Genomic DNA, 12,514 nt, shown 5'->3' with positions numbered 1-12,514 from the left:
ATAGAATCTCGCGCGGTTTGGGATGCTGCGGGCTTTTAGCCTGGTCCGCAGACTATCGCTCTCAAACCTCGCGAACCCCACCACAAGGGGTTTCGCTGCCGCCGCCTGAGGAGAAAATTAGAAATGACCTTCGTCGTCACCGACAACTGCATCAAGTGCAAGTACACCGACTGCGTAGAAGTCTGTCCGGTGGACTGCTTCTACGAAGGCCCGAATTTCCTGGTTATCCACCCGGATGAGTGCATCGACTGCGCCCTGTGTGAACCAGAATGCCCGGCCGTCGCGATTTTCTCCGAGGACGAAGTGCCTGCGGGCATGGAGCAATTCATTCAATTGAACGTCGAGCTGGCCGAAGTGTGGCCAAACATCACCGAGCGCAAAGATCCGATGCCGGATGCCGCTGAATGGGATGGCAAGCCCAACAAAATTGAGCAACTAGAGCGCTAAAGCGCCGCTGCCCAACAAAAAAAGGCCCCTTGAGGGCCTTTTTTGCGTTCGGGTGCCTGCATTCACTTTTCTACAGGCAAAAAAAAGGGGCGGTATGACCCGCCCACATTTTTTCCCTAGTCCCTGTATTCCTTTTCATCATCCTGATGAATCGCATCCTGCGACGTTCCTTCAAACCATCGTTCCTTGATGGCTGTGCCAATCCGTGGACACGGGGCTGATGTTAGAGCGTTCCCAGAGAAGTTCAACGCGATCCCCACGGCGGGCTGACAAACTTTTCCGCTCGCCAGAATTAAAATAATCTTTATTTTTCAAAAGCTTAGATAATAGCTTCGTCGATTCAAGACGTACGTAACCGCTAAAAAAACCAAACACTTACGGAAAAGTAAGCGAATGCTTACACGCGCATTACGCAAAGTAGCAGCAAGCCCTATTGGCGCCCCACCTGTAGGAGCGAGCTCGCTCGCGAAAAACCTGAGAGCACCACGGATCGTCAGGCTTTTCGCGTAACCGTTAAAGCCTAATCAATCGTCGCTCACGGTAATGGTCGGCATCGCCGGCGTCGTCGCTTCCTGCAAAACAATCCGCGCACCGACGTGACGGGCCAATTCCTGATAGATCATCGCGATCTGCCCATCAGCCTCTGCCGCTACGGTAGGTTTGCCACCATCGGCCTGCTCGCGAATCTCCATCGCCAATGGCAACGATGCCAACAGTTCAACGCCATACTGGGTAGCGAGCTTCTCGCCCCCACCTTCACCGAACAGATGCTCGGCATGCCCGCAGTTGGAACAGATGTGCACCGCCATGTTTTCCACAACACCCAGCACCGGGATGTTGACCTTGCGGAACATCTCCACACCTTTCCTGGCGTCGAGCAGCGCCAGGTCCTGAGGCGTGGTGACAATCACTGCACCGGCCACCGGAACTTTCTGCGCAAGGGTCAACTGAATGTCGCCGGTGCCTGGCGGCATGTCGATCACCAGGTAGTCGAGGTCGCCCCAAGCCGTTTGTGTGACCAGTTGCAGCAACGCACCGGAGACCATCGGCCCGCGCCAGACCATCGGCGTGTTGTCATCGGTGAGAAACGCCATGGACATCACTTCCACACCCAGCGACTCGATGGGCACAAACCATTTTTGATCCTTCACCTTCGGCCGCGTGCCTTCGGCGATGCCGAACATCACGCCCTGGCTCGGCCCGTAGATGTCGGCATCGAGAATGCCCACGCGCGCACCTTCCCGCGCCAGGGCCAGGGCCAGGTTGGCCGCCGTGGTCGATTTACCCACACCGCCCTTGCCGGACGCCACCGCCACCACGTTCTTGACGTTGGCCAGGCCCGGGATCTGCGCTTGGGCCTTGTGCGGCGCGATCACACATTGGATATCGACCTTGGCCGAACCCACGCCGTCCAGGCCCTCGATGGCCATTTGCAACATCTGCGCCCAACCGCTTTTGAACAAACCCGCGGCATAACCCAGTTGCAACTGCACCGACACCTGGTCGCCCTGGACCTCGATGGCACGCACACAACCGGCACTGACCGGGTCCTGGTTCAAATAAGGGTCGGTGTACTGGCGAAGAACGGCTTCCACCGCTGCGCGATTGACGGCGCTCATGGGCTACTCCCGAAAAAAGACTGACTGAAACAGGCGGCTATCCTAACCGTTCCAGCCGCCGAACGGCATGCTTTCGAAGGTGCGCAAGACACTGAAACAGCGTCACGGGGTGAAATAAATTTCCCGGCGCTTTATAGTGGCCGACCTCCGTTTCATCAAGTAGCCGAGCCCCATGTCCGAGCCACGCAAGATCCTCGTTACCAGCGCCCTGCCCTATGCCAATGGTTCGATCCATCTTGGCCATATGCTTGAGTACATCCAGACCGATATGTGGGTGCGCTTCCAGAAGCATCGCGGCAATCAATGCATTTATGTCTGCGCGGACGACGCCCACGGTTCGGCCATCATGTTGCGCGCCGAAAAGGAAGGCATCACCCCGGAACAACTGATCGCCAACGTGCAGGCTGAACACAGCGCCGACTTTGCCGAGTTTCTGGTGGACTTCGATAACTTCCATTCGACCCACTCGGACGAAAACCGCGAGCTGTCGAGCCAGATCTACCTGCGGCTGAAAGAAGCCGGGCACATCGACCAACGTTCGGTGACCCAGTATTTCGACCCGGAAAAGAAGATGTTCCTGGCCGACCGTTTCATCAAGGGCACCTGCCCGAAATGCGGCACCGAAGACCAGTACGGCGACAACTGCGAAAAATGCGGCGCGACCTACGCACCGACCGACTTGAAGGATCCCAAGTCAGCGATCTCCGGCGCCACTCCGGTGCTCAAGGACTCGCAGCACTTCTTCTTCAAGCTCCCGGATTTCCAGCAAATGCTGCAAACCTGGACGCGCAGCGGCACCTTGCAGGACGCCGTGGCCAACAAACTCTCCGAATGGCTCGACAGTGGCCTGCAGCAGTGGGACATCTCCCGCGACGCGCCGTACTTCGGCTTCGAGATCCCGGGCGAGCCGGGCAAGTACTTCTATGTATGGCTGGACGCGCCGATCGGCTACATGGCCAGCTTCAAGAACCTGTGCGACCGCACCCCGGAGCTGGACTTCGACGCGTTCTGGGGCAAGGACTCCACCGCCGAGCTGTACCACTTCATCGGCAAGGACATCGTCAACTTCCACGCGCTGTTCTGGCCAGCGATGCTTGAAGGCTCGGGCTATCGCAAGCCGACCGGTATTGCCGTGCACGGCTACCTGACGGTCAACGGCCAGAAAATGTCCAAGTCCCGTGGCACCTTTATCAAGGCGCGCACCTACCTGGACCACCTGTCGCCGGAATACCTGCGCTATTACTACGCGTCCAAGCTGGGCCGTGGCGTCGACGACCTGGACCTGAATCTGGAAGACTTCGTACAGAAGGTCAACTCGGACCTGGTGGGTAAAGTCGTCAACATCGCCAGCCGTTGCGCCGGGTTTATCCACAAGGGCAACGCCGGTGTACTGGTAGCCGAGAACGCCGCACCGGAACTGACCGACGCCTTCCTGGCCGCCGCGCCGAGCATCGCCGACGCTTATGAAGCCCGCGACTTTGCCCGCGCCATGCGCGAGATCATGGGCCTGGCCGACCGCGCCAACGCCTGGATCGCCGACAAGGCGCCGTGGTCACTGAACAAGCAGGAAGGCAAGGAAGCTGAAGTCCAGGCGATCTGCGCCACCGGAGTCAACCTGTTCCGTCAGTTGGTGATCTTCCTCAAGCCGGTGCTGCCATTGCTGGCCGCCGATGCCGAGGCGTTCCTCAACGTACCGCCGTTGAGCTGGAACGATCACACCACCTTGCTCGGCAATCATCAGTTGAACGCGTTCAAGCCCTTGATGACCCGAATTGACCCGGTGAAAGTCCAGGCAATGACCGACGCTTCGAAAGAAGACCTGGTCGCCAGCCAGACTGATACCGGCCAATCCACGCCGGCGGGCAATGGCGAGCTGGCCAAGGACCCGATTTCCCCGGAAATCGATTTCGACGCCTTTGCCGCCGTGGATCTGCGCGTGGCGCTGATCATCAAGGCCGAAGCCGTGGAAGGTGCCGACAAGCTGCTGCGCCTGACGCTGGATATCGGCGACGAGCAGCGCAACGTGTTTTCCGGCATCAAGAGCGCTTACCCGGACCCGTCCAAGCTCGATGGCCGCCTGACCATGATGATCGCCAACCTCAAGCCACGGAAAATGAAGTTCGGCATTTCCGAAGGCATGGTGATGGCTGCGGGCCCTGGCGGCGAAGAAATCTACCTGCTGAGCCCGGACAGCGGTGCCAAGCCGGGTCAACGCATCAAGTAACCTCTGCAAAATGCCCCGCTGTTGCTAACGGCGGGGCTTCTCAGCTTGCCCTCCTCCCTGGGCCGGGCGTCAACGCTATGATCACAGCATGAACCTCATTCAACGTATCGACGCGCTGCTGCCGCAGACTCAATGCGGCAAGTGCGGGCACCCGGGTTGCAAGCCTTACGCAGAAAGCATCGCTAAAGGCGAAGCCATCAACAAGTGCCCGCCCGGTGGGCAGGAAACCATTGAGGGGCTCGCGCAACTGCTGCGCCTGCCGGTACTGGAGCTGGACACCAGCCGTGGAGATGCGCCTGCGCAAGTCGCCTATATCCGCGAGGGCGAATGCATCGGCTGTACCAAATGCATCCAGGCCTGCCCGGTGGACGCCATTGTGGGTGCCGCCAAGTTGATGCACACCGTGATTGTCGACGAGTGCACAGGTTGCGACCTGTGTGTTGCGCCCTGCCCTGTCGACTGTATCGAGATGCGCCCGCTTGCTGACGTTGTGCCTATCGTCGGTGACTTGGCCAGCAACGATGATGAACGGCGTGCACGCGACCTCAAACGCAACCGGGCGCGGCGACGCTTCGAACAACGTAACGCCCGCCTGCAACGTGAAGAAGCCTGCAAGCTCGCCGAACGCCTGGCACGAGCCAAGCGCGCAGCGCCGATGGAGGTTGCACCGGTCGATAACACTCAGGCCGCTCAGGACGCTGCGATCAAGCAGGCCAAAAGCAGCGTCGCCATGAGTCGCGCTCAGTTGCACAAATCCTTGAAAGCGTTTGGGCATCCGCCGACCTTTGAGCAACAGTCGCAATTGATTATGCTGCAGCGACAGCTCGAGGCATCCGAGCAGGCGCTTGCCGCACTGGAGGCCAACACCTCACCGCAGCCACCGAAGACGGCCACAAAAAGCGCCGAGTTCAAGCGCGCAAAAATCCAGCTGGCCATGCGCCGTGCAGCGTTGAAGAAGGCTCAGGATCACCATGCTGAAGAGCATCAATTGGCAACCTTGAAAGCTGCATTGAATGACGCCGAGCAAACGCTGCAAGATGCCGAGGCCAACGGCTGACCCACTGCGCTGTGTATTACTAACATCACGCCGACCGCCTGCAAGGAAACGTCTGTCCCTATGAATGCCGCAAAACGCCTGGAAATCTTCCGCAGGTTTCACGAAGACAATCCGGAACCGAAAACCGAACTGGCCTACTCCTCACCGTTCGAATTACTGATTGCGGTGATCCTTTCGGCTCAATCCACGGACGTTGGCGTTAACAAGGCCACGGCGAAGTTGTACCCTGTGGCCAATACACCCGCCGCGATTTACGCTCTGGGTGTGGAAGGCCTGTCCGAATACATCAAGACCATCGGCCTGTATAACAGCAAGGCCAAGAATGTGATCGAAACGTGCCGCCTGCTGTTGGAGCTGCATGGAGGCGAGGTACCACAAACCCGCGAAGCCCTCGAAGCCTTGCCTGGCGTGGGCCGCAAAACGGCAAATGTGGTGCTCAATACGGCGTTTCGGCAGTTGACCATGGCGGTGGACACGCACATTTTCCGCGTCAGCAACCGAACCGGCATTGCACGGGGCAAGAATGTGGTTGAGGTGGAAAAGCAATTGATGAAGTTCGTGCCCAAGCCCTATCTGCTCGACTCCCACCATTGGCTGATCCTGCACGGACGCTACGTTTGCCAGGCCCGCAAGCCGCGCTGCGGCAGCTGCCGTATCGAAGACTTGTGCGAATACAAGGACAAGACCTCCGACGATTGAGCGATCATTGGTTTTTGTGATCAGACGATTGAAAAAATCTTTTTTACCCGTTCGCGGATTATCGCTATAAGGAGCCCCAACGGCAGTCTTAGCCTGGAGTTGACCTTATGAGCGCTGGCAACGAACAACTGGAAGTGGAAGACGACCTCGTTGAGTCGGATGACGATGTGGTAGAGGCACCTGTGGCAGAGGTGGCCAAGACCAATTTAAGCAAACGCCGCACTATCGACAATCTTCTGGAAGAGCGACGCTTGCAAAAACAGCTGGCCGATTACGACTTCGATCTCTGATCGAGCCGTTGACGGCCGGAAGCCTCCCTGACGGAGGCTTTTTTCTGCCGGTTACACGGGTATTCAAGGGGGGCAATATCCTCCTAGACCAAGCCGTTGCGCTGGGCCAGTTCGATCAGGTCCACGAGGGACCTGGCATTGAGCTTGAGCAGCAAGCGCGTCTTGTAGGTACTGACGGTTTTGTTGCTGAGGAACATGCCATCGGCAATTTCCTTGTTGGTTTTGCCACGGGCCAGTTGCTGCAGCACCATCATCTCCCGTCCCGATAAGCGTTCGACCATGTCGGCTTCACTGGCATTGCCCATGGTTGACCGCACTGAGTTGAGCGCCTGGTTCGGGAAATAGCTATAGCCGGAAAGCACCGCCTTGATGGCACTGAGCAACTCTGTCAGATCCTGCTGCTTGCACACATAGCCGGCGGCACCCGCCTGCATGCAGCGCATGGAAAAATGGCCAGGCGCCTGGGACGTCAGCACCAGCACCTTGAACGAGACGGCTTGCTTGGTCGAAGCCAGCCGACAAATAACTTCCAGACCGTCGAGCTTGGGGATTCCGATATCCAGTATCACAATATCCGGCATATGTTCCCGTGCAAGTTGCAACGCATCGACACCGTTATCAGTCTCGGCAACGACCTCATAACCATGACGCTCCATTAGCATGCGCACAGCAAGACGAATGACGGGATGATCATCCACGATCAGCACTTTATTCATGAGAAAGTCCAATTTCGCTGTTCGAATTATTTAGAGCAAACACAATAGCCTAGTCGATTACTAGTTGGCATAGCATTCCCCCCCGAGCAAGAGCAGGCAGAGACCCAACCCACAAGAAGATAGGAATTAGCCTACAAAAATTCGCCAACTTAGATGCATAGAGCTTTATGGTTGCTTTCAGACCTTTCTCGACGCGTACATATTTTGATTGAAAGATCATGACCATCAGCCCGTGAAAGTAAACGTGCCGCACAAGTCTTTCAGGAAATACCCCTTGTTTGTCGCAATGGCGCCAGCAAACCGCCCCGAAAAAACTATCCGCATTAGTTCCATTTAACATATTTCGACACTTCCATAATTCCTACAGAAAATTCAACAACTCACATATCCATTGCAGCTACATGAGTGAATTTTCTGTCAGACATAGTTCCTCCTCAGATGTAAAAAATCATTCAACCTTAAAAACATAAAGATAAACTGGATAATAATTGCGCAAGTTACGGAAAAATCCTTAAACACACGCTAAACGCTAATAAACAGCGCCGCATCTAAAATCCAGGCAAAAAAAATGACCCCTTGCAAAAGGGGCCATTTTTCACGACGGGCGCACGGTTCAGAACAACGAGCGGCCCTTGTTGGCAGCAATGCGCATGCGCAGTGCGTTCAACTTGATGAAGCCTGCCGCGTCCGCCTGATTGTAGGCGCCGCCGTCTTCTTCGAAGGTGGCGATGTTGGAGTCGAACAGCGACTCATCGGACTTGCGGCCGGTGACGATCACGTTGCCCTTGTACAGCTTCAGGCGCACGACACCGTTCACGTGGGCCTGGGAAGCGTCGATCATCTGTTGCAGCATCAGACGCTCAGGGCTCCACCAGTAACCGGTGTAGATCAGGCTGGCATACTTGGGCATCAGCTCGTCTTTGAGGTGCGCGACTTCACGGTCCAGGGTGATGGACTCGATGGCGCGGTGGGCACGCAGCATGATGGTGCCGCCCGGGGTTTCGTAGCAACCGCGAGACTTCATGCCCACATAACGGTTCTCGACGATGTCGAGACGGCCGATACCATGCTGACCGCCGATACGGTTCAGGGTCGCCAGTACGGTGGCCGGGGTCATTTCAACGCCGTCCAGCGCAACGATGTCGCCGTTGCGGTAAGTCAGTTCCAGGTACTGCGCCTTGTCTGGAGCGTTCTCCGGGGAGACCGTCCATTTCCACATATCTTCTTCGTGCTCGGTCCAGGTGTCTTCCAGCACGCCGCCTTCATAGGAAATGTGCAGCAGGTTGGCGTCCATTGAGTACGGCGACTTCTTCTTGCCATGGCGCTCGATCGGAATAGCGTGCTTTTCAGCGTAATCCATCAGCTTTTCACGGGACAGCAGGTCCCATTCACGCCACGGCGCAATGACTTTAACGCCTGGCTTGAGTGCGTAGGCACCCAGTTCGAAACGTACCTGGTCGTTGCCCTTGCCGGTGGCGCCGTGAGAAATGGCGTCGGCGCCCGTTTCGTTGGCGATCTCGATCAGGCGCTTGGCGATCAGCGGACGTGCGATGGAGGTACCCAGCAGGTACTCACCTTCGTAGACAGTGTTGGCGCGAAACATCGGGAAAACGAAATCGCGGACGAACTCTTCGCGCAGGTCGTCAATGTAGATCTCTTTCACGCCCATGGCTTGCGCCTTGGCACGTGCAGGTTCGACCTCTTCACCCTGACCCAGGTCAGCGGTGAAGGTCACCACTTCACAGTTATAAGTATCCTGCAGCCACTTGAGGATCACCGAAGTGTCCAGGCCGCCGGAATACGCGAGAACGACCTTGTTTACGTCGGCCATGCCATCACTCCACGGGGTTGTACGGAAAGGCGACGATTCTACCGATCAAAACCGTGAAATTACAGGGGCGCGACAGCAAATGAAGATAAAGCGACAGATTATGTCGAGTGGGCGACCGATGGTCGCCTCTTATGAGGTAGCCGCCGAGTTGCTCGGCGCAGTGGCCTGAGGCGCCGGTTTCTCTGGGGCAGCCACCCGCTCAAGCTGAATATTTACACGGCGGTTACGCGCACGGTTGGTGGCATTAGTGTTGGGCGCCAAGGGGTAGCTTTCGCCATGGAAGCGCATCGTGATTTGCGATTCCTGAATGCCGTTGGCCTTGAAGTAGTCCATCACCGCCAGGGCGCGGCGCCGTGAGACGTCACGGTTGGTCAGGCGATTGCCACTGTTATCGGAATGACCGTTCAACTCGACATGATTGACCGTGGGATCGGCTTTCATGAATGCCAGGATCACCGACAACTTCTTCTTGGCCGCCGCGTCCAGCTCAATACCACCACCGGGGAAGCCCACTTCAGTCTGTTTGACCTGGTCGTAATTCATGGGCAGCAGCTTGGTGGTGCACACCTGATAATCGTTGTAAGCCTTGTTGAACTTCACAGGCAGCAGGCGAATTTCCGAGTAGCCGCCTTGACGCCCGTAATGCCGCACGGTCGGGCTGCGCCCTTCAAGCAAACCCGTGAACAGGCGGCCGGCCTGGGCCTGGGAGCTATTGAACAGGACGTCGCCGCTGCCGACACGCACGGCCCCAAGGTTGATATCACCTCGGCCCGGCTGCCACGGCGCGGCCGCGGCCAATAAGGTTGCCGAGCCGGCGCCAAGGGTGCCGCCATAGGTTTTCAGACGAAACGTTGCCTGCTCGCCGGCCCGGCGCACGAACTCACCGGAACCAAAATCGGTGATCGGCTGGGTCAGGCGGCACTCGAACTGATCGCCCTCTACCTTCCACTCAATATTCTCCAGACGTGTCTGGAACGTGAGGGCCGCCGCAGGCAGGCTGGCGAACACACTGAGCAGGGCTAGATAATACTGGCGCACGGGAGGCTCCACTGGTTTCTACAACACTTCAAAGCGTCATACATCGTTAAGGCATACCCGGAGATATCGGTAGCATCCGGCAAAACTTGATAGCGAGTGCCTGCAAGAGTCTTTTCCGGTAGCATTCCCACCAGATTGACCCGCCTGGAATCCCCAATGTCCGACCGCCTGACCCTGCTGCGTCCCGACGACTGGCATATTCATCTTCGCGATGGTGCTGCGTTACCCCAAACCGTGGCCGATGTGGCCCGCACGTTTGGCCGTGCCATCATCATGCCTAACCTGGTACCTCCGGTGCGCAATGCCGCAGAAGCCGACGCCTATCGCCAGCGCATCCTCGCTGCACGACCGGCCGGCAGCCGCTTCGAACCGTTGATGGTGCTCTACCTGACCGACCGCACCCAGCCTGAAGAAATTCGTGAAGCCAAGGCCAGCGGTTATGTGCACGCCGCCAAGCTGTACCCGGCAGGTGCGACCACCAACTCCGATTCCGGTGTAACCAGTATCGACAAGATCCTGCCGGCGATCGAAGCCATGGCGGAGGTCGGCATGCCATTGCTGATCCACGGGGAAGTCACCCGTGGCGACGTGGATGTGTTCGATCGCGAAAAAATCTTCATCGATGAACACATGCGTCGTGTGGTCGAGTTGTTCCCTACGCTCAAAGTGGTGTTTGAACACATCACCACCGCCGATGCGGTGCAGTTCGTCAGCGAAGCGTCGGCCAACGTTGGCGCGACCATCACCGCTCATCACCTGCTCTACAACCGCAACCACATGCTGGTGGGCGGGATTCGGCCGCATTTCTATTGCCTGCCTATTCTCAAGCGCAATACCCACCAGGTCGCACTGCTGGATGCCGCCACCAGCGGCAGCCCGAAGTTCTTCCTCGGCACCGACTCTGCGCCACACGCCCAGCACGCCAAGGAAGCCGCATGCGGCTGCGCCGGCTGCTACACCGCGTTTGCCGCCATCGAGTTGTACGCCGAAGCTTTCGAACAGCGTAACGCGCTGGACAAACTCGAAGGTTTCGCCAGCCTCAACGGCCCGCGTTTCTACGGCCTGCCGGCGAATACCGACCGCATTACCCTGGTCCGTGAAGACTGGACCGCCCCTGCCAGCCTGCCGTTTGGCGAGCTGACCGTTATCCCGCTGCGCGCCGGTGAAACACTGCGCTGGCGCCTGCTGGAGGAAAGCAAGTGAGTGAAGACCATTACGACGACGAACAAGAGCACGGCGGTGGCGGCTCGCGCCATCCGATGGCCGAGCGTTTTCGCGGCTATCTGCCGGTCGTCATCGACGTAGAAACCGGTGGTTTCAACTGCGCCACCGACGCCTTGCTGGAAATCGCCGCAACCACCATCGGCATGGACGAACAGGGCTTTGTGTACCCGGAACACACCCATTTCTTCCGCGTCGAGCCGTTTGAAGGCGCCAATATCGAAGCCGCTGCCCTGGAATTCACCGGGATCAAGCTCGACCACCCACTGCGTATGGCGGTAAGTGAAGAAGCGGCGCTGACCGATATCTTCCGTGGCGTGCGCAAGGCGTTGAAGGCCAATGGCTGCAAACGTGCGATCCTGGTCGGCCACAACAGCAGTTTCGACCTGGGCTTCCTGAACGCCGCCGTGGCGCGGCTGGACATGAAGCGCAACCCGTTTCATCCGTTCTCCAGTTTCGACACCGCAACGCTTGCCGGCCTGGCCTACGGTCAGACCGTTCTGGCCAAAGCCTGCCAGGCGGCCGGTATCGACTTTGACGGGCGTGAAGCCCACTCGGCCCGCTACGACACCGAAAAGACCGCCGAGCTGTTCTGCGGCATCGTCAATCGGTGGAAACAGATGGGCGGCTGGGAAGACTTCAACGACTGAAGGCAAATCCCACGCATAAAAAAACCGGCCTTTTCAGGCCGGTTTTTTTGTACCGTGACGTTGGCTTACAGCTTGCCAGCGTTCTCGGTCAGGTAAGCCGCAACGCCTTCTGGCGAAGCGTTCATGCCTTTGTCGCCTTTTTTCCAGTTGGCAGGGCAGACTTCGCCGTGCTCTTCGTGGAATTGCAGCGCGTCGACCAGGCGGATCAGCTCTTCCATGTTACGGCCCAGCGGCAGGTCGTTGATGATCTGCGAGCGCACAACGCCCTTGTCGTCGATCAGGAACGCGCCACGGAACGCCACGCCGCCTTCGGACTCAACGTCGTAGGCCTTGGCGATGTCGTGCTTCATGTCGGCAGCCATGGTGTATTTGACTTTGCCGATGCCGCCGTCGTTGATGGCGGTGTTGCGCCAGGCGTTGTGGGTGAAATGGGAGTCGATGGAAACCGCGACCACTTCAACATTGCGCGCTTTGAAATCGTCCATGCGGTGGTCCAGGGCGATCAGCTCTGAAGGGCAGACGAAGGTGAAGTCCAGCGGGTAGAAGAACACCAGGCCGTATTTGCCTTTGATGGCTTCAGACAGCTTGAAGCTGTCTACGATTTCGCCATTGCCGAGGACGGCTGGTACGTCGAAATCCGGGGCTTGTTTACCGACGAGTACGCTCATTGGATATCTCCTGATATAGGGGTGACGATTGAAGTAAAAGGACCGGTCGAGTCT

Annotated in this window: 12 protein-coding genes; 7 read left to right on the top strand and 5 right to left on the bottom strand. The window is 57.8% G+C overall.

Going from position 1 to position 12,514, the window contains the following annotated elements; genetic code table 11:
• Nucleotides 1-123 precede the first annotated feature (123 nt).
• The gene (gene fdxA / locus AC1RAC_RS22280; RefSeq protein WP_003172109.1) at nucleotides 124-447 is read left to right on the top strand and encodes a ferredoxin FdxA; all 324 of its coding nucleotides are present in this window, start codon (nucleotides 124-126) and stop codon (nucleotides 445-447) included.
• A 524-nt stretch (nucleotides 448-971) separates the two neighbouring features.
• On the opposite strand, the gene apbC is transcribed toward fdxA, so the two are convergent.
• Entirely contained in the window at nucleotides 972-2,066 is a 1,095-nt protein-coding gene (apbC, locus tag AC1RAC_RS22275) for an iron-sulfur cluster carrier protein ApbC (protein WP_034126470.1), read from the bottom strand.
• 172 nt (nucleotides 2,067-2,238) lie between these two features.
• Between apbC and metG the strand changes: the two genes are divergently transcribed.
• From metG to AC1RAC_RS22255, 4 genes are all read left to right on the top strand, one after another.
• Nucleotides 2,239-4,290 carry a methionine--tRNA ligase gene (metG, locus tag AC1RAC_RS22270; RefSeq protein ID WP_034126469.1) on the top strand — a complete coding sequence of 684 codons (2,052 nt, stop codon included), beginning with the start codon at nucleotides 2,239-2,241 and terminating at the stop codon, nucleotides 4,288-4,290.
• Nucleotides 4,291-4,378: 88 nt separating this feature from the next.
• A complete protein-coding gene (gene rsxB, locus AC1RAC_RS22265) occupies nucleotides 4,379-5,347 on the top strand; it encodes an electron transport complex subunit RsxB (protein ID WP_492616998.1) in 969 nt (322 codons plus the stop codon).
• Between the two features lie 60 nt (nucleotides 5,348-5,407).
• A complete protein-coding gene (nth, locus tag AC1RAC_RS22260; RefSeq protein WP_003188989.1) occupies nucleotides 5,408-6,046 on the top strand; it encodes an endonuclease III in 639 nt (212 codons plus the stop codon).
• Nucleotides 6,047-6,153: 107 nt separating this feature from the next.
• On the top strand, nucleotides 6,154-6,336 hold the full coding sequence (locus AC1RAC_RS22255; RefSeq protein ID WP_014717144.1) for a PA3496 family putative envelope integrity protein: 183 nt from the start codon (nucleotides 6,154-6,156) through the stop codon (nucleotides 6,334-6,336).
• Between the two features lie 83 nt (nucleotides 6,337-6,419).
• Here the strand turns inward: AC1RAC_RS22255 and AC1RAC_RS22250 are convergent, their stop codons facing one another.
• The 3 genes from AC1RAC_RS22250 to AC1RAC_RS22240 form a co-directional block, all read right to left on the bottom strand.
• Complete coding sequence (locus AC1RAC_RS22250; protein WP_003188986.1) at nucleotides 6,420-7,052, bottom strand: response regulator transcription factor; 633 nt, start codon at nucleotides 7,050-7,052, stop codon at nucleotides 6,420-6,422.
• Between the two features lie 613 nt (nucleotides 7,053-7,665).
• Complete coding sequence (locus AC1RAC_RS22245; RefSeq protein ID WP_003188984.1) at nucleotides 7,666-8,883, bottom strand: argininosuccinate synthase; 1,218 nt, start codon at nucleotides 8,881-8,883, stop codon at nucleotides 7,666-7,668.
• A gap of 129 nt (nucleotides 8,884-9,012) precedes the next feature.
• Nucleotides 9,013-9,921 (bottom strand): flagellar protein MotY, encoded by a 909-nt coding sequence (locus AC1RAC_RS22240; protein WP_236453982.1) that lies wholly within the window; start codon nucleotides 9,919-9,921, stop codon nucleotides 9,013-9,015.
• A gap of 156 nt (nucleotides 9,922-10,077) precedes the next feature.
• Between AC1RAC_RS22240 and pyrC the strand changes: the two genes are divergently transcribed.
• On the top strand, nucleotides 10,078-11,124 hold the full coding sequence (gene pyrC / locus AC1RAC_RS22235; protein ID WP_032893318.1) for a dihydroorotase: 1,047 nt from the start codon (nucleotides 10,078-10,080) through the stop codon (nucleotides 11,122-11,124).
• Nucleotides 11,121-11,792 carry a ribonuclease T gene (gene rnt, locus AC1RAC_RS22230; protein WP_003188980.1) on the top strand — a complete coding sequence of 224 codons (672 nt, stop codon included), beginning with the start codon at nucleotides 11,121-11,123 and terminating at the stop codon, nucleotides 11,790-11,792. Before pyrC ends, rnt begins: the two co-directional genes overlap by 4 nt.
• 65 nt (nucleotides 11,793-11,857) lie before the next feature.
• Here the strand turns inward: rnt and AC1RAC_RS22225 are convergent, their stop codons facing one another.
• Complete coding sequence (locus AC1RAC_RS22225; protein WP_003172097.1) at nucleotides 11,858-12,460, bottom strand: peroxiredoxin; 603 nt, start codon at nucleotides 12,458-12,460, stop codon at nucleotides 11,858-11,860.
• Nucleotides 12,461-12,514 lie beyond the last annotated feature (54 nt).

Source organism: Pseudomonas sp. GW823-FHT02F05 (assembly GCF_058797315.1).
The sequence above is the reverse complement of the archived record's forward strand: the minus strand, read 5'-3'. Positions and strand labels throughout refer to the sequence as shown.